This window comes from Microbacterium sp. Yaish 1 (assembly GCF_002245215.1).
Lineage (GTDB): Bacteria > Actinomycetota > Actinomycetes > Actinomycetales > Microbacteriaceae > Microbacterium.
The window spans coordinates 440175-456623 of sequence record NZ_NPMR01000001.1 but is presented as its reverse complement, the minus strand read 5'-3'; the positions used below and the strand labels follow the sequence as shown (position 1 = coordinate 456623).

The following is a 16449-nucleotide window of genomic DNA, read 5'->3' as shown; positions in this document are numbered from 1 at the left end:
GTCAGCCCTCGAGCAGTCGCCGCAGGTGGGCGCCGACGGTCGGTGTCTCGATGAGGAATGCGTCGTGCCCGAAGTCGCTCGAGATCACCACCGCTGCCTCGTCGATCGTCGATCGGATGCCGCGGGCGATGCGGTGCTGTCCCTCGACGGGGAACAGTCGGTCCGAGTCGATGCCCAGTACGAGGGTGCGCGCGGTGACGCGTGCCAGCGCGTCTTCGATCCCGCCGCGATCACGACCGACGTCGTGCGAGTTCATCGCCTCGACGAGCGTGATGTAGCTGTTCGCGTCGAAGCGTCGCGTGAACTTGTTGCCGTGGAAGTCGAGGTAGCTCTCCACCGCGAAGCGTCCGCCGAGGCCGAGCGGGCTCTTGCCCGACTGCCACGTGCGCTGGAAGCGCAGGTTCAGCTCCGTCGGACTGCGGTAGTTGAGCAGAGCCATGCGGCGCGCGAGTGCGAGGCCGCGGTGCGGGCCGTCGCCGTCGGCCGCGTCGTAGTACTCGCCGTCCTGGAACCGCGGGTCGATGCGGATGGCCTCGAGCTGCACGGAGTTCAGCGCGATCTGGTCGGCGGTGTTGACGGGCGGGGCGGCGAGGATCGCGAGTCGCTCCAAGCGCTCGGGGTGCCCGACACCCCATTCGAGCGCGTGCATGCCGCCCATCGATCCGCCGACGACCGCGGCCCACACCTCGATCCCGAGGGCGTCGGCCAGCCGGACCTGCGCGGCGACCTGATCGCGGATCGTGAGGTAGGGGAACCGAGCCGCCCATTCGTAGCCGTCGGACGAGATCGACGAGGGGCCCGTCGAGCCCTGGCACCCGCCCAGCATGTTCGGGGCGACCACGAACCAGCGGTCGGTGTCGATGGCCAGACCCGGACCGACGATGTCCTCCCACCAGCCGGCCGTCGGATGACCCGGGCCCGCCTCGCCGCGCAGGTGGCTGTCGCCGGTGAGGGCGTGCAGCACGAGCACCGCGTTGTCGCGTTCGGGTGAGAGCTCGCCCCACGTCTCGTAGGCGAGGCGGAAGCTCGGCAGCTGCTCGCCGCTCTCGGTGATGAGCGGACCGAACGCGCCGAAGCTCCGATGTCCGACGGGGTCGCCGTCGCGCCAGGCCCCCGTGGCGGGCGGGCGTCCGCGCAGCAGGCGCGCATCGGCCTCCGTGATCGGCGCGCTCGGCACCGTGTCCTCGGAGGTCTGCCAGTCCATGCCAGCCATTCTCCCGGGTGCGGGCGCGCGCTGCTCGCGTGTTACGTCACGGCCGGAACGGCGACACCTCATAGGTCGCGCCGTGCTGGCCTGCGAGCGCGACGGGCACCCCGTCGACCGTCTGCACGAAGCGGCCGGTGGTGTCGACGCGACGCGGCATCCGTCCGTCGATCTCGGGAAGGGTGCCCGCCGTCTCGTTCGAGATCCAGACGACGCGGCGGTTCACCCGTTGCCCGAGGGTGCTGACGAGGTCGGCGAAGCGACGTCGTTCGTCGGCGTCGAGGTACAGGAGCACCGCGCTGTGGAAGACCACGAGCGTCGCCTCGGGCGGGCTCTCGGCTGCGACCTCGGGAAGGAGGTCGAGGATGTCGCCGGGAACGATGCGCGGCGGATCGGCCCGGGCCACGTCGACGGCGGTGCGCAGCCGTTCGACGCGCTCGTCGTGGACGCGGCCGGGCCAGATGAGCGTCTCGAGCCAGGCGACGGCGTCGGCGTCCCATACGTCGATCGGCGCGAGGTCGATGCCGGTGCGCCAGACGACGTCGGGGAGGGAGCCGGGCGCGGCGTCGGGATCGTCGATCCGGCAGCGCAGCAGCGGGCGCCGGGCGGCATCCGGCCTCTCAGGGACGATCGCCGGCAGCGGCTCGCCGCCGGGCGACGAGTACTCGTACGCGTACCGGTCGGGGTAGAGGCAGAGGCCCGCGGCTGTGCCGGTCTCGAGCAGGGCGATCGGGCCGTCGATGCGGGAGAGGGGAGGCAGGAGGGTCGCGCAGCGTCCGACCTCGTTGGTCTGCGTGCGGCGCTCGGCGGTGATGGCGGCGACCTCGTCCCACGCCGAGACCAGGCGTTCGCGCCAGTCGGCGAACGGCTCGAGCCCGCAGCCGGCCCAGCGCGCGGCCGCGAAGACGAGGTTCGGCTGGCCCCGCCGCTCGCCGAGCCGGGCGATGAGCTCGGTCAGCTCGTCGTCGCCGGCGATCCCGGTGGCCCATTCGGCGTAGAGCGGCGAACTGTCCCGGGCCCAGTCGGCGAACGCATGGTAACGGCGGGAGGTGACGGCGTCCATCGGATCAGAGTAGATGCGCTGAACGTCACGATCGTCGCGTAAGATACCGCGAAGCAAGGGGAGTACTTCCGCCTGCGGCGCTCTCGTCATTACGGATCCGACGTCGGATTCCGGGACGCCGGTCCCTCCGGGGATGAAGGAGACCTGGCCGTTCGCTACTGTCGACCCCTTGGAGCCTTCGTGGACATCACTCCGCTCGTGTGGATCATCACCATCGCGGTGACCATCGCCTTCTTCGTGTACGAGTTCTTCGCGCACGTGCGCACCCCGCACGAGCCGACGATCGCCGAATCGGCGCGCTGGTCGGCGTTCTACATCGGCCTCGCGCTCATCTTCGGCGTGGTCATCGGCTTCGTGCCGGGCTGGGGCTGGGTGTTCGCGGGCGAGTACTTCGCCGGCTACCTGACCGAGAAGGCGCTGTCGATCGACAACCTCTTCGTCTTCCTCATCATCATGACGGGCTTCGCGGTGCCCAAGAAGTACCAGCAGAAGGTGCTCATGATCGGCATCGTGATCGCGCTCATCATGCGCGGCGCGTTCATCGCCATCGGCGCGGCCCTCATCGACAACTTCTCGTGGATCTTCTACATCTTCGGCGCGCTGCTGCTGTTCCTCGCCTACCGTCAGGCCTTCTCGCACGGCGACTCCGACCCGGCCAACGGCAAGTTCATGACGTTCGTCCGCCGCCACCTGCCGGTGAGCAACGAATACAACGGCGACAAGCTCACGGTGCAGAAGGACGGCAAGCGCTTCGTCACGCCGATGCTGCTGGTGATCATCGCGATCGGCTTCATCGACCTCGTCTTCGCGGTCGACTCGATCCCCGCGATCTACGGTCTGACCAACGAGGCCTACATCGTCTTCACGGCGAACGCCTTCGCCCTGATGGGCCTGCGCCAGCTGTTCTTCCTCATCGGCGGCCTGCTGGAGCGTCTGGTCTACCTCGCGCAGGGCCTCGCGGTCATCCTCGCCTTCATCGGTGTGAAGCTCGTCTTCCACGCCCTCCACGTCAATGAGCTGCCCTTCATCAACGGCGGCGAGCCCCTGCTGTGGGTTCCCGAGATCCCGATCTGGTTCTCGCTGCTGTTCATCGCCGCCACCGTCGCGGTCGCCACCGTCGCGAGCCTCGCCAAGACGCGCGGCGACAAGGCGAAGAACGACCGCGAGCAGGTTCAGGGCGAGCAGATCACGACGGCCACCGACGCCGACTGACGCCCCGCGAACGACGGATGCCCCGGCCCCACCGCTCACGGTGGGCCGGGGCATCCGGTCGTTCTGAGGAGGAACGATCAGGCGCGCGCCGCTTCGGCGACGTTGCGCGCGGCCGCGAGGGCCTGCTCGAGGTCGGCCTTGAGGTCGTCGATGTTCTCCAGCCCGACCGACAGTCGCACGAGCCCGGGGGTGACGCCCGTCGTGAGCTGCTGCTCGGGAGTCAGCTGCGAGTGCGTCGTCGACGCCGGGTGGATGACGAGCGAGCGCACGTCGCCGATGTTCGCCAGGTGGCTGAACAGCTGCAACGAGTCGACGAACGCCCGTCCCGCGGCGACGCCGCCCTTCAGCTCGAACGACAGCACCGCCCCGACGCCCTTCGGCGCGTAGCGGTTGGCGGCGGCGTACCACGGCGAGGTCGGCAGCCCCGAGTAGTTCACCGACGCGATGTCGTCGTGGTTCTCGAGCCACTCCGCGATCTCCTGCGCGTTCTGCACGTGGCGCTCGATGCGCAGCGAGAGCGTCTCGATGCCCTGGATGAGCAGCCATGCGCTCTGGGGCGAGATCGCCGCGCCGAGGTCGCGCAGCAGCTGCACGCGCGCCTTGATGACGTAGGCGAGGCCGTCGCCGACAGCCTGGGTGTAGACGGCGCCGTGGTACGAGGGGTCGGGCGTCGTGAGCCCCGGGAAGCGCTCCGAGTGCTCGGACCACGGGAAGCTGCCGCCGTCGACGATGACGCCGCCGATGACCGTGCCGTGGCCGCCGAGGAACTTCGTCGCGGAGTGCACGACGATGTCGGCGCCGTGCTCGAACGGACGGATGAGGTAGGGCGTGGCGATCGTGTTGTCGACGATGAGCGGCACGCCGGCCTCGTGAGCGACGTCGGAGACGCCGCGGATGTCGAGGACGTTGATCTGCGGGTTGCCGATCGTCTCGGCGAAGAACAGCTTGGTGTTGGGGCGCACCGCGCGGCGCCACTCCTCGAGGTCGTCCTGGTTCTCGACGAACGTGACCTCGATGCCGAGCTTGGCGAGCGTGTACTTGAACAGGTTGTAGGTGCCGCCGTAGATCGAGCTCGAGGCGACGAAGTGGTCTCCGGCTTCGGCGATGTTGAGGATCGCGAAGGTCTCGGCGGCCTGACCCGACGCGACGAGGAGAGCGCCGGTGCCGCCCTCGAGCGCGGCGAGGCGCTGCTCGACGACATCCTGCGTGGGGTTCTGGATGCGCGTGTAGATGTTGCCGAACTCCGCGAGCGAGAACAGGTTCGCGGCGTGGTCGGAGTTGTCGAACACGTACGAGGTCGTCTGGTAGATCGGCGTCGCGCGTGCCTTGGTGACCGGGTCCGGTGCGGCTCCGGTGTGGATCTGCTTCGTCTCGAAGCGCCAGTTCTCGGATGCGGACATGCGTGGCTCCATCGGGTCGGGAAGCGGCGACGGTCGCCGGCCTGGGTCGAGCGTACGGAAACCGGGTGTGCCCGACAATGCGCGGGACACGCTGCGTAACCTGACGGCTACGGTGGAGGGATGACGCGACGTGCGGTGGTCACCGGGGCGAGTTCGGGAATCGGCGAGGCGGTCGTCCGCGCGCTGCGGGCATCGGGATGGGAGGTCGTCGGCGTCGCCCGGCGGGCCGAGCGGCTCGAGGCCCTCGACGCCGAGGTCGGCTCCGCCTCATTCGCCGCGGATCTGACCCGCGAGGCGGATGTCGTCGCACTCACCGAGCACCTCGCCGCCTCCGGCGATGTCCACGCCCTCGTGCACGTCGCGGGCGGGGCCCGCGGCACCGACCGCGTCGAAGACGGTACGCCCGAGGACTGGCAGTGGATGTTCGAGGCGAACGTCCTGTCGGCGCAGCGGCTGACCGCGGCTCTGCTCCCGCTGCTGCGACGCGCTGTCGCAGCAGGCGCCGGCCATGCCGACACCCTCTACGTCACCTCGACCGCAGCTCAGGCGGCGTACCCGGGCGGAGCCGGCTACAACGCGGCGAAGGCGGGCGAGTCGATGCTCGTCCACGCGCTCCGGCTCGAGCTGAACGGCGAGCCCATCCGCGTGGTCGAGATCGCCCCCGGCATGGTGCGCACGGAGGAGTTCACGCTCAATCGTCTCGGCGGCGACCGGGAAGCGGCCGACCGCCTGTACGAGGGCGTCGAGCAGCCGCTCGTCGCCGAAGATGTGGCGGATGTCGTCTCCTACGCGCTGAACGCGCCGGGACACGTGAACCTCGACCTGGTGACGATGCGTCCCGTCGCGCAGTCCGCGCAGCACCTGCTGGCGCGGGGACCGTTGCGTCCTCGATCCACCGAGGCCTGAGAGCCCGGCCCGGCTCAGCCGCGGGGCTGAGCGACCGCCTCGCCCGTCCCGTCTCCGGCTCGCGCAGCCGGCGCTTCGTCGGCGTCGGCGAACGCCACGCGCGGCACGACGAACAGCAGGACCGCCGCGATGAAGCCGCCGGCGGCGCAGATCGCCCATACCGTGAGGTAACCGCCGAGGGAAGCAGCGGTCTCGCTCGCGACGACGCCCGCTCCGGCGGCGAGGACGACGCCGAAGATCGCCGACGAGAACGTTCCGCCGATGGTCTTCGTGGTGTTCGTCATGGCCGACGCCACGCCGGTCTGCCCGCGAGGGGCGGCGGCAGCGGCAGCCGCCGGCATGGCCCCGACCAGCGCGCCGCAGCCCAGGCCCGCGATGCAGAGGTTGAGCAGCACCTGCCACAGCTCTCGGTGGAACGGCAGGAAGAGCGCGTAGCCGACGCCGACGAGCAGCGCCGCGACGATGAGCACGATCCGCGGACTCGCCCGGCGCGAGGTGACCGCGAACAGCACGGCGCCCACGATGAGCGACACCAGGTAGACCCCGATGATGTTCGATCTGTCGGTGGCGTCGAGCCCGAGACCGTACCCGAGGGCGGGGTCCGTGCCCGCGTAGGTCGACAGCGGGCCCTGGGCTCCGAGCAGACTGATGCCGACGAGGAACGCGGTGGCCTGCACCGGCCACATCTCCGGCCGCGCGAGCATCCGCACATCGACCGCGGGGTCGGGCTGACGCAGCTCGAACCGGCCGAACACCACGAAGCCGACGATCCCCGCCAGGAGCAGCGCCCACACCCAGAAGGCCGAGGGGCCGTTCAAGCGAAGGAAGGTCAGCGCGCTGGTGACGAGCAGCAGGGCGAAGGCGAGGAGAATGAAGCCGCGCGAATCCAGGCTGCGTTTGCCGGGCTCGGGCTTCGACTCAGGCACCCAGAGCCAGATGACGACGGCGACGATCGATACCGCCACGGCGGGGACGATGAGGGTGAGGGTCATGTCGCCGGCCGTGGCGGCGTAGATCCGGCCGGCCGCGAGGGCCCCCAGGATGGCGCCCGCCTGGAGCCCCACGACCAGCAGCCCCGCCGCGCGGCGGGTGAGCGAGACCCCGCGGCTCTGCCGTCTGCCGCGCTCGAAGATGAGGGCGATCTCGAGGGGGAGCCAGACGACGTAGAAGCCCTGCAGCGCCCACGCGATGAGGAAGGTCCAGAAGGATGCCGCGAACGCGAGCCACCAGGTCGCTGCGGCGGTGAGGACGGCCGCGACGAGCAGGATCCGCTTGTGCCCGTACATGTCGCCGAGCTTCGCGAGCACCGGCACGACGAGGGCTGAGAGCAGGAGCTGCGCCGCCTCGAACCAGTTCACGTCGGAGTCGTGGATCCCGAGCTCGGCGACGATGTCGCTGAAGAGCGGGACGTAGTAGCCCTGCAGGATGCCGCTGACGATCTCGACCAGGACGAACCACCCGATCAGACCCGCGGTGACGCCCAAGGCGGAGGTGCGCAGCGTCGTCGACACGGGGCGAGCATACCGCCGCGACCGGCCTACCCTGGGAGAGTGACGCCGCGCTCCCTCACCGACCTGGCCGCCGACGGACTGGTGGCACCCGATTGGGCCGAGGCGCTGCAGCCCGTCGCGGCCGACATAGCCGCGCTCGGCGACCGGCTGCGTGCAGAGACCGCCGCGGGCCGGGGCTACCTGCCCGCGGGGGACCGCGTGCTGCGAGCGTTCCAGCGGCCGATGGCCGACGTCCGCGTCCTGATCGTCGGTCAGGATCCCTACCCGACCCCGGGACATCCGATCGGACTCTCCTTCGCGGTCGACGCCCACGTGCGGCCATTGCCCCGGAGCCTCGGGAACATCTACCGAGAGCTCGAATCGGACCTCGGCATCGCCCCCGTGCCGCACGGCGACCTGTCCGCGTGGAGCGATCAGGGCGTTCTGCTGCTGAACCGCGTGCTGACCGTCGCCCCCGGCGCTCCCGCCTCGCACCGGGGGTGGGGCTGGGAGCGCGTCACCGAGCACGCCATCCGGGCGCTCGTGGCTCGCCGGTGTCCGCTCGTCGCGATCCTCTGGGGGAAGGATGCCGCAACCCTGCGGCCGCTCCTCGGCGATGCTGCGATCATCGCGTCGCCGCATCCGTCGCCGCTGTCCGCGAGCCGCGGCTTCTTCGGGTCGCGGCCGTTCTCGCGCGCCAACGAGCTGCTCGCCGAGCGTGGTGGCGAGCCGATCGACTGGCGCATCCCGGCGCTCTGACCGGCTGTCGTCATCGGCGTGAAACGTGCGCCCCGTAGAGTTGCTGCATGCTCGAGGAGGACTCCAACCGCGACCGTCGACGCCTTCCGCGGCACCTGCGTCGCCCGGCCGAACCCGAGCGGCCCTTCTCCTACGAGATCCGGCCGGCGCGCCCGGATGATCTCCCCGACATCCGCGAGATCTACAACTACTACGTGACCAACTCCGTCGTGACCTTCGACGAGAAGAAGTGGTCGCTCGCGCAGTGGCGCGAGAAGTACGACTACCTCGCCAAGCTCAAGCTGCCGTTCCTCGTCGCGGTCTCGCCGACCGGGCAGATCCTCGGATACGCCCTCGCATCGCCGTGGAACGGCAAGACCGGATTCCGCTACACCGCCGAGACCTCGATCTACCTCGGTCAGGCGGCGACGGGGAAGGGCCTCGGACGCGCGCTCCTCGAAGCCCTCATCGAGGCCTGTCAGCAGCTCGGACTCCGCGAGATCGTCGCTGTCGTGAGCGACAAGGGCGCGGAGGCATCGATCGCCCTGCACGAGCGTTTCGGGTTCGTCGAGGTCGGCCGGATGGGGCGCGTGGGTCACAAGTTCGGCCGGTGGCTGGGCACGATCTACCTGCAGAAGTCGCTCGAGCAGCCGAAGAAGGGACTGCGCGGACTCTTCGCGCAGAAGTCCGGCTGAGGCGTCACTCCTCGGCAACGGCCCCCGGCTTCGCCGAGCGTCCGGTCCGGACGGCCTCGACGAGCGAACGCCACGGTTCGACGAGGTCGTCGTTCAACTCGGCCTGACGCGTCGTCTCGCTGTCGGTGACCACGATCCGCCAGTGGAAGCGGTCGGCCCCGCTCGATCCGGTTCTGCCGGCCGGTGCCGACGCGTCGATCTCCTGCCACGGACACCGCTGCACCAGCTCGCGCCAGCCTTCGCGTTCGGCCGGCGTGGGCTCGATTCGCCACGTCCGCGTCAGGCCGGCGAAACCGCCGCTGCGCTCCACAACGATCCGCAGCTCGGCCGCGGAACCGTCGTCACGGGTGTCGGGCATCCTCCAGCACGCCGACGCCCTGCCATCCGGCACGCACGGCGGCGACCTCCTCCGTCTCCTCACCGTACTCGTCGACGGCCTGGTCGATCGTGGCAGCGGCGAAGGCGGCGAAGTCGGCGTCGGGGGAGAGTGCCCCCGAGGTGAGCGTGCGGTACCAGATGAGTCCCGCGCGTTCCCAGGCGTAGCCGCCCAGCCGCGTCGCGACGAGGTGGAACGCCCGATTCGGGATGCCCGAGTTGATGTGGACCCCGCCGTTGTCACTGGTCGTCACCACGTAGTCCCGCATGTGTCCGGGTTGCGGGTCGCGGCCGAGCACGTCGTCGTCGTACGCCGACCCGGGCTCGGCCAGGGACCGGAGGGCGCGCCCCTGGACGGCATCCGTGAAGATGCCCGCACCGATGAGCCACGATGCCCGCTCGGCGTTCTGGCCGAGATGGTGCTGTTCGGCGAGCGCGCCGAAGACGTCGGACAGCGACTCGTTGAGAGCACCGGACTGGCCGGCGTAGGTCAGGCCTCCCGAGAACTCGGTGACGCCGTGAGCCAGCTCGTGGGCGATGACGGTCAGCGACCCGGTGAATCCGGTGAACACCTCGCCGTCGCCGTCGCCGAAAACCATGCGCTCGCCGTTCCAGAACGCGTTGTCGTAGGCCTCGCCGTAATGGACGGTGGCGGCGAGCACACCACCCCGACCGTCGATCGAATCGCGGCCGTAGGCGTCGAGGAAGAACGAGAACGTCGCGCCGAGTCCGTCGAACGCCTCGTCCGCCGCACGATCGCCCGTGGGCGGATCGTCCTCACGACGGACGAGGACGCCCGGGAGCTCTTCGCGGCCCTGCGCGTCGGACACCGCTCGGTCGGCGGCGGCGATGCGCTCGGCGACGAGCGTGCCGCCCGGTTCGACGGAGAGCCGCAGCTGCGATCGACCGGAGAGATCGGACGGACGCGCGGCGAGGGTCGTCCGCGCGGCGACCGCGGCACGCGCGAGATGAGGCTCGCGGGCGGAGGCGACGCGGGCGAGGAGGTACGGGGGGATGATCGCGCGCATGGCCTTACGCTAGCGGCGGCCGCCGACATCGGGCGCGCGACGGTGCGACCTCTAGCCCTGCGTGCGATGCGGGTCGATCACGGGCACCGAGGCGAGCAGGCGCCGCGTGTAGGCGGCCTGGGGCTGGAGCAGCACCTTCTCGGTCGGCCCCTCCTCGACGATGCGCCCCTCGGTCATCACGACGACGTCGTCGCAGAGGTTCTGAACCACGCCGATGTCGTGCGACACCAGCAGCAGCGTCATCCCCTGCTCCGCCCGCAAGCGGCGCAGGACGTCGAGGATCTGCGCGCGCACCGTCACGTCGAGAGCCGAGAGCGGTTCGTCGCCGACCAGGATCTCGGGGCGGTGCGCGATCGCGCGCGCGAGGGCGATGCGCTGGCGCTGGCCGCCCGAGAACTCGTGCGGGTAGCGCTCGGCCGCGTCGGCATCCAGTCCGACATCCGACAGCACCTCGCGGACGCGCGCGCGACGGTCACCCGGGATGTCGAGCGCCCAGAGCGGCTCGCCGACGATGCGGCCCACGCTCATCCGGGGATCGAGCGAAGCGTAGGGGTCCTGGAAGACGATGCCGGTGCGGCGGCGGAGCCAGTGCAGGCTGCGAGCCGACGCACGGGCGTCGACGGGACGCCCGTCGATCATGATCGTTCCCGACGAGGGGGTGTCGAGTCCCAGGAGGAGCCGCACGAGGGTCGACTTGCCGGATCCGGACTCGCCGATGATCCCGAGAGCGGAGCCCGAGCGGACGTCGACGTCGACGTCGTCGAGCGCGACGGTCTCGCGCCGTGGCGCGCCCGGTCCGGCGGCGCGCACCCGATAGCGCTTGCTCAGGCCGCGCGCAGAGATCAGCGCCTCACCGGTCATGCCTCTCCCTCCGGCCGCCACACCGTGGCCGTCGCATCGCGCAGCAGGCCGCGGGTGACCTCCGACCGCGGAGCGGTGAGCAGGTCGGCGACCGCGCCCGTCTCGACGACGCGACCGCGTTCGAGCACGACGGCCTCCGTCGCGACCTGCGACAGCACGGCCAGGTCGTGGGTGATGAACAGCAGCGACATCCCGTCGTCGTCGACCAGCTCGCCCAGGAGCGCCAGGATCTCGGCCTGGATCGTCACGTCGAGGGCCGTCGTCGGCTCGTCCGCGATCAGCAGGCGCGGCCGGGCAGCCAGCGCCATGGCGATCGCGACCCGCTGACGCTGACCGCCCGAGAGCTGATGGGGGTAGCGGCGCAGAGCGCCCTCGGGCAGCCGTACCCGATCCGCGTCGGCCTGGGCGCGCGAGAGGGCGTCGCGGCGACCGACCCGGCCGTGGATGCGCAGCGGCTCCGCGATCTGCCGCCCGACCGTCCGCAGGGGGTTGAGGGCGGTCTGGGGCTCCTGGAAGACGATGCCGATCTCCTCCCCGCGGAGGGCTGCCAGCTCGCGATCGGGAAGTCCGAGCAGCTCCCTGCCGTTCCATCGGATGCTGCCGTCGACCTCGGCGCCGTCGGGAAGCAGCCCGAGGACGGCGAGAGCGGTCAGCGACTTTCCCGACCCCGACTCTCCGATGAGCCCCACGCGGGCGCCGTCGGCCACGCGGAACGATACGTCGTCGACCACGCGGCGGCCATCGAGCACGATCGACAGGCCCTCGACCTCAAGGCTCATGCGACCACCGCCGGCGTGTGAGATGCGGCGGGGGAGCGCCGCCGGGCGAGCGTCGGGTCGGTCGCCTCACGCAGACCGTCGCCGAGGAGATTGAGTCCCAGAACGGTGATCGTGATCGCGAGACCCGGCCACACGACGCTCAGCGGATGCGCCGTCAGGTAGTTCTGCAGCTCGCTCAGCAGCAGCCCCCACGACGGCTGTGTCGGCGGCGCGCCGAACCCGAGATAGCTCAGGCCCGCCTCGGCCAGCACAGCGACGGCCATGCCCCAGGACAGCTGCACGATGAAGACCGGCGCGACGTTGGGGAGCAGATGGCGCACCGCGATCTGCGACGGCGTCAGCCCGCTCGCGCGTGCGGCGAGCACGAAGTCGCTGTGCAGCGTGCGGCGAAGCTCCGGCCGCGTGACTCGGGCGATGTTGACGCCGAAGCCGATGCCGACGGAGATCACGACGACCCACAGCGAGCCGCCCCACACCGCCGAGATCATCATCGCGATCAGCAGCACCGGGAAGGCGATCAGGATGTCGACGAGCACCGCGACCACTTCGCGCGTCCAGCGCCCCGTCAGCGCCCCCAGGCAGGCGAGCGCGATCCCGATGAGGGTGGCGACGATGCCCGCACCGGCGGCGACGAGGACCGTCGTGCGCGCCCCCGCGATCAACAGCGAGAGGATGTCGCGACCCGATGCGTCGGTACCCAGCAGATGCGGCCAGCCCGGCGGGCTCCACCGAGCCGGGATGTCCACCCGTTGCGGGTCGAACGGGGTCCACACCAGCGAGACCGCGGCCACGAGCCCGATGCCGACGACGACGATGAGGCCGAAACGTCCGGCCGGCAGCGACCACAGTCGCCGCAGCCACGGCATCCGCTCGTTCATGAGGCCTCCCGCTGTCTCGGATCCAGACCGCGATGCACGAGGTCGACGACGAACCCCACGACGAGCACGACGGCCGTGAGCGCCAGGAGCTCGCCCTGCACCTTGGGCAGATCGCGCAGGCCGACGTCCGCCACGAGCATGCGACCGATGCCCGGGAGCGTGAACAGCTGCTCGATCACGACCGCACCCACGACGATGCCCGCGACCTGCAGGCCGAGGACGCTGATGATCGACAGGCCGACCGTCGGGAGACCGTGTCGGAGCAGCGCCGCTCGCCGAGTGAGGCCCTTCGCGGCCGCCGTGCGGACGAAGTCCTGCCCCATCGCCGACAGGGTCGCGCTCCGGACGAATCGCATCAGCATCGCGCCCTCGACGACGCCGATCGTCACCGCCGGCAGGACGAGGGCCGCGAGCGCGCGGGCCGGGTCGCGCCAGCCGTCGCGGGGGAAGCCCTGCGCGGGCAGCCAGCCGAGCCAGACCGCGAACACGACGACGAGCATCATGCCCGCCCAGACCACCGGAACAGCCGCGACCGCCTGAGCGCCGAACGAGAGCGCGGTGCCGTCGGCGCGACCGCGACGAATCGCCGCGATGACGCCGAACGGGAGTGCGATGACCAGAGCCACGAGCATCGACATCAGCCCCAGGGGAACGGTGACCTGGGCCTTGGCGGCGAGCTCTGCCGCGACGGGCGAGCCGGTCACCAGCGACGTTCCGAGGTCGCCGCGGATCAGCCCCGCCATCCACTCGAGATACTGCGTCGGCAGCGGCACGTCGAGGCCGAGTCGTTCACGCAGCGCGGCGACCTGCTCCGGTGTCGAGGTGGTTCCCGCGATCTGCTGCGCGACGTCGCCGGGGAGGACCCGCAGCGTCACGAAGATCAGCACGCTGGCGACGACCAGGCCCAGCAACAGCAGGGCCAGTCGCGTCAGCGCGTAGCGGATCACCCGTCGCTCTTGGCGATCTCGGCGAGGTTGATGCGGGCGTTCACGTTGTCGACGGGCATGCCCGAGACGTTCGTGGCGACCGCGACCACCGAAGCCCAGTTGTAGAGCCAATCGGCGGCGTGGTCCTCCGACACGATCCGCGCGGCCTTCTTCAGGAGCTCGTCGGCGGACTGCTCGTCCGTGGCGAGCAGCGACTGCGCGTAGAGGTCCTGCACCTCGGCGTTGTCGTACGTGAAGTAGTAGTCGGGGTTGGCCCAGTTCTCGAAGTCGCGCGGCTCGGCGTGATTGACGACGCTGAGCTCGTAGTCCTTGTTCGTGTACACGTCGCTGAGCCAGGTGCCGAAGTCGACGGGGTTCACCTTGAGGTCGATCCCGACGTCGTTGAGGTTCGAGACCAGGATCTGCGGCAGCGTCGTGCCGTACGCCGACGGAATCGTCAGGGTCAGTGCGAGGTCGCTGACGCCGGCCTCGCTGAGCAGCGCCCGGGCGGCCTCGGGGTCGTAGGAGACGACATCCGAGAGGTCCTCGTATCCGGGGTCGGCCTCGGGAATCGGACCATAGAGCGTCTGCCCGGCACCGACGGCCTCGACGATCGCGTCGTGGTCGATGGCGGTTCGGATCGCCTCGCGCACCCGGACGTCGGCGAGCGGGCCCGACGTGGAATTCATCGCGAGCACGCTCTTGTCGGTCGCGCTGCCCGTCTCGACGACGAAGTCGCCGCCGCCCTCGACCTGATCGGCGAGGTTCGCGTCGAAGCCGACGACGACGTCGATCTCGCCGGCGAGAGCGGCGTTGATGGCCGCCTGGTTGTCGGGGATGAAGTCGAACGTCACGTCGGCTACCTGAGCCGCATCCCCCCAGTACGCCTCGTTCCGCTCGAGCGTCAGGCTGGCGCCCTGGCGCCAGTTCGCCAGACGGAAGGGGCCGGTGCCGTTGGCGGCGGTGTTGTAGTCGACGGTGTCGCCCTCTTTGAGGATGATGCCCGCGCGCCCCGTCAGGTTCCACAGCAGCGACGAGTCGGGCTGCGACAGCGTCAGCACGATCTTCTGCCCGTCGGCGGTGATCGATGTGACGTTGGCGAGCCGTTCGCTGTCCGCCCACTCCGCGGTGGCCTGCCGGGTGGTCAGCGACGAGACGACGTCCTGAGGCATGAGGGGCTGGCCGTCGTGGAAGGTGACCCCCTCGCGCAGCGTGAACGTGTAGGTCAAGCCGTCGGCGGAGACCTCGTGTGCGCTGGCGAGGGCATCGACGATCTCGCCCTCCGCGGTGCGGGAGACGAGGCCCTGGTAGACGTTGTCGATGAGTGTCTGATCGAGCGAGATGCCCGCGGTCTGCCGGATGTCGAGGTTCGAGGGCTCGAGCACCAGGCGGATGTTCACGCTCGCGTTCGGGTCGGGGGCGCCCATGGTGGCGGACGGCCCGGGATCGGTCGACCCGGTGCAGCCGGCGAGGAGGAGGGAGCCTGCGGCCAGCAGCGCGGCGGCGGTCACGGTGGTGCGGCGGAGCATGTGGAGGAGGGTTCCTTTCGCAAGGGCGGTGGCATCGTTGCTGTCCGATGCGCGTCCGCGAACTCAGTGCGGCATACAGCCTAGGGTCCGCCGCGACCGCGAGACGCATTCACCGACCTCTAGCGTCGCACGGCGTCCCGCTATTTCATCGAGAGCGGGCCGTGCGCAGGCTGAGCGGGGTCTGCGGGGCGCGTGACTCGGCCCCGGGTCGGTTGAGCCTGTCGGCGGCACGGCGCCCGGGCAGGGGCTCGGGCCTCCGCGGTGTCCCGTCGACAGGCTGAGCAGCTCGTTCAGCACGACGGTGGACGGCTCACGCGGCTCAGCCTGCTGGCGGCACGGCGCTCGGCGAGAGGGCGGGTGGCCGGAAACCGGCTTGCGGGGGAGTCAGGTGGTGACGGCGTCGCGGATGATGCGGGCGAGCTCGGTCGGCAGCTCCTCTTGCACGTTGTGGCCGGAGTCCACCGTCACGATGCGCGCCTCGGGGAGGCGCTCGCCGAACCGGTCGACGTCGGCGTCGGTCAGATATCCCCGCGTGCCGCGCACGAGCGTGACGGGCACCGTCACGGCGGCGAAGTCGTCCCAGCCCGATGCTGCGAGGGCCGGAGCAAGCGCATCCTGGCGATCGGATGCCGCGGCCGCGGCGCCCGGGTCGGCCGCGAGCGCATTGGCGATGCGGGCGAAATGGTGCTTCCACTCCACCCGTCCGTCGTCGCGCACGCGCGAGTTGAGGTAGACGCCGCGCTCGGCCGCCGCGCGGTCACCACCGAGACCGAAGGACAGCGCGCGCTCGACCATCTCGGCGCGGGAAGCCCAGCTGGTCGGCCCGGCGAAGAACCGCCGGATCTGCGACGCCGCTCCGGCGGGGTCGAGGCCCGGCGCGATGTCGACGATCACGAGGGCGCGGACCAGCTCGGGATGCGTCGCAGCGAGCGCTGCGGCTGTCAGACCTCCGAGCGACTGACCGACGACGACCTGCGGCTTCTGCGTCCACTGCGCGATCGCGGGCGCGATGTCGTCCGCGAGGGTCCGGCCCGTGTAATCCGCGTCGTCGCGCCACCCGGAGTCGCCGTGGCCAGGAAGGTCGAACGCCAGCGCCGGCCGACCGAGCGCGAGCACCGTGCGGTCCCAGGTGTGGGCATTCAGGCCGGCGCCGTGCAACAGGGTGACCTCGGGGTCGCCGTCGCCGAGTCGCAGCGCGCTGACCGGGCGCCCGTCGGGGGCGAAGGTGAACATCCGCTCCGCCACGGGCGCCGGCACACCGGCTTCGGCAGCCTGGACGGGCAGGAACGAGAACTCGTCGAACGTGTCTTCGTGCACGGTCATCCTTCGCATCGGGGACGGGCTCCATTCTGGCGCGGAGCAGGA

The 16449-nt window shown here is 70.6% G+C and carries 16 protein-coding genes; 4 read left to right on the top strand and 12 right to left on the bottom strand.

The annotated features are described in order from the left end of the window. Position 1: 1 nt before the first annotated feature. Together metX and CI089_RS02320 are read right to left on the bottom strand one after the other, a co-directional pair. Positions 2–1204 (bottom strand): homoserine O-acetyltransferase MetX, encoded by a 1203-nt coding sequence (gene metX, locus CI089_RS02325; RefSeq protein WP_094260083.1) that lies wholly within the window; start codon positions 1202–1204, stop codon positions 2–4. Positions 1205–1250: 46 nt separating this feature from the next. Next, a complete protein-coding gene (locus tag CI089_RS02320; protein ID WP_094260082.1) occupies positions 1251–2267 on the bottom strand; it encodes a DUF2332 domain-containing protein in 1017 nt (338 codons plus the stop codon). Positions 2268–2447: 180 nt separating this feature from the next. Between CI089_RS02320 and CI089_RS02315 the strand changes: the two genes are divergently transcribed. Then, entirely contained in the window at positions 2448–3479 is a 1032-nt protein-coding gene (locus CI089_RS02315) for a TerC family protein (RefSeq protein WP_094260081.1), read from the top strand. Positions 3480–3556: 77 nt separating this feature from the next. Here the strand turns inward: CI089_RS02315 and CI089_RS02310 are convergent, their stop codons facing one another. After that, positions 3557–4879, bottom strand: coding sequence for a bifunctional o-acetylhomoserine/o-acetylserine sulfhydrylase (locus tag CI089_RS02310; protein ID WP_094260080.1), 1323 nt, complete (start codon positions 4877–4879; stop codon positions 3557–3559). A 120-nt stretch (positions 4880–4999) separates the two neighbouring features. Here CI089_RS02310 and CI089_RS02305 point away from each other — a divergent pair, with 120 nt between their 5' ends. Further along, positions 5000–5785 carry an SDR family oxidoreductase gene (locus CI089_RS02305; protein ID WP_179223206.1) on the top strand — a complete coding sequence of 262 codons (786 nt, stop codon included), beginning with the start codon at positions 5000–5002 and terminating at the stop codon, positions 5783–5785. Between the two features lie 14 nt (positions 5786–5799). Here the strand turns inward: CI089_RS02305 and CI089_RS02300 are convergent, their stop codons facing one another. Further along, positions 5800–7296: an MFS transporter gene (locus tag CI089_RS02300; protein WP_256977386.1), complete on the bottom strand. Its 1497-nt coding sequence runs from the start codon at positions 7294–7296 to the stop codon at positions 5800–5802. Between the two features lie 39 nt (positions 7297–7335). On the opposite strand from CI089_RS02300, the gene CI089_RS02295 reads away from it, so the two are divergent. Both CI089_RS02295 and CI089_RS02290 read left to right on the top strand, forming a co-directional pair. Further along, positions 7336–8034 (top strand): uracil-DNA glycosylase, encoded by a 699-nt coding sequence (locus CI089_RS02295; RefSeq protein WP_094260079.1) that lies wholly within the window; start codon positions 7336–7338, stop codon positions 8032–8034. Positions 8035–8081: 47 nt separating this feature from the next. Then, positions 8082–8708, top strand: coding sequence for a GNAT family N-acetyltransferase (locus CI089_RS02290; RefSeq protein ID WP_094260078.1), 627 nt, complete (start codon positions 8082–8084; stop codon positions 8706–8708). A 4-nt stretch (positions 8709–8712) separates the two neighbouring features. On the opposite strand, the gene CI089_RS02285 is transcribed toward CI089_RS02290, so the two are convergent. From CI089_RS02285 to CI089_RS02250, 8 genes are all read right to left on the bottom strand, one after another. Beyond that, the gene (locus CI089_RS02285) at positions 8713–9066 is read right to left on the bottom strand and encodes a protealysin inhibitor emfourin (protein WP_094260077.1); all 354 of its coding nucleotides are present in this window, start codon (positions 9064–9066) and stop codon (positions 8713–8715) included. Then, complete coding sequence (locus CI089_RS02280; RefSeq protein WP_094260076.1) at positions 9050–10111, bottom strand: M4 family metallopeptidase; 1062 nt, start codon at positions 10109–10111, stop codon at positions 9050–9052. Before CI089_RS02280 ends, CI089_RS02285 begins: the two co-directional genes overlap by 17 nt. 51 nt (positions 10112–10162) lie before the next feature. Beyond that, a complete protein-coding gene (locus CI089_RS02275) occupies positions 10163–10972 on the bottom strand; it encodes an ABC transporter ATP-binding protein (RefSeq protein ID WP_094260075.1) in 810 nt (269 codons plus the stop codon). Further along, entirely contained in the window at positions 10969–11751 is a 783-nt protein-coding gene (locus tag CI089_RS02270) for an ABC transporter ATP-binding protein (RefSeq protein WP_094260074.1), read from the bottom strand. Before CI089_RS02270 ends, CI089_RS02275 begins: the two co-directional genes overlap by 4 nt. Further along, the gene (locus tag CI089_RS02265; protein ID WP_094260073.1) at positions 11748–12629 is read right to left on the bottom strand and encodes an ABC transporter permease; all 882 of its coding nucleotides are present in this window, start codon (positions 12627–12629) and stop codon (positions 11748–11750) included. The genes CI089_RS02270 and CI089_RS02265 overlap by 4 nt, the downstream gene beginning before the upstream one ends. Beyond that, positions 12626–13576 carry an ABC transporter permease gene (locus tag CI089_RS02260; protein ID WP_094260072.1) on the bottom strand — a complete coding sequence of 317 codons (951 nt, stop codon included), beginning with the start codon at positions 13574–13576 and terminating at the stop codon, positions 12626–12628. The genes CI089_RS02265 and CI089_RS02260 overlap by 4 nt, the downstream gene beginning before the upstream one ends. Then, the gene (locus CI089_RS02255) at positions 13573–15084 is read right to left on the bottom strand and encodes an ABC transporter substrate-binding protein (RefSeq protein ID WP_094260071.1); all 1512 of its coding nucleotides are present in this window, start codon (positions 15082–15084) and stop codon (positions 13573–13575) included. Before CI089_RS02255 ends, CI089_RS02260 begins: the two co-directional genes overlap by 4 nt. Before the next feature lie 384 nt (positions 15085–15468). Continuing rightward, the gene (locus tag CI089_RS02250; RefSeq protein ID WP_094260070.1) at positions 15469–16407 is read right to left on the bottom strand and encodes an alpha/beta fold hydrolase; all 939 of its coding nucleotides are present in this window, start codon (positions 16405–16407) and stop codon (positions 15469–15471) included. Positions 16408–16449: the final 42 nt, after the last annotated feature.

Excerpts from the sequence above, each read along its gene's own strand:
- metX (WP_094260083.1), bottom strand. The coding sequence starts at position 1,204 with ATGGACTGGCAGACCTCCGAGGACACGGTGCCGAGCGCGCCGATCACG.
- CI089_RS02320 (WP_094260082.1), bottom strand. The coding sequence starts at position 2,267 with ATGGACGCCGTCACCTCCCGCCGTTACCATGCGTTCGCCGACTGGGCC.
- CI089_RS02310 (WP_094260080.1), bottom strand. The coding sequence starts at position 4,879 with ATGTCCGCATCCGAGAACTGGCGCTTCGAGACGAAGCAGATCCACACC.
- CI089_RS02305 (WP_179223206.1), top strand. The coding sequence starts at position 5,000 with ATGACGCGACGTGCGGTGGTCACCGGGGCGAGTTCGGGAATCGGCGAG.
- CI089_RS02290 (WP_094260078.1), top strand. The coding sequence starts at position 8,082 with ATGCTCGAGGAGGACTCCAACCGCGACCGTCGACGCCTTCCGCGGCAC.
- CI089_RS02285 (WP_094260077.1), bottom strand. The coding sequence starts at position 9,066 with ATGCCCGACACCCGTGACGACGGTTCCGCGGCCGAGCTGCGGATCGTT.
- CI089_RS02280 (WP_094260076.1), bottom strand. The coding sequence starts at position 10,111 with ATGCGCGCGATCATCCCCCCGTACCTCCTCGCCCGCGTCGCCTCCGCC.
- CI089_RS02275 (WP_094260075.1), bottom strand. The coding sequence starts at position 10,972 with ATGACCGGTGAGGCGCTGATCTCTGCGCGCGGCCTGAGCAAGCGCTAT.
- CI089_RS02270 (WP_094260074.1), bottom strand. The coding sequence starts at position 11,751 with ATGAGCCTTGAGGTCGAGGGCCTGTCGATCGTGCTCGATGGCCGCCGC.
- CI089_RS02265 (WP_094260073.1), bottom strand. The coding sequence starts at position 12,629 with ATGAACGAGCGGATGCCGTGGCTGCGGCGACTGTGGTCGCTGCCGGCC.
- CI089_RS02255 (WP_094260071.1), bottom strand. The coding sequence starts at position 15,084 with ATGCTCCGCCGCACCACCGTGACCGCCGCCGCGCTGCTGGCCGCAGGC.
- CI089_RS02250 (WP_094260070.1), bottom strand. The coding sequence starts at position 16,407 with ATGACCGTGCACGAAGACACGTTCGACGAGTTCTCGTTCCTGCCCGTC.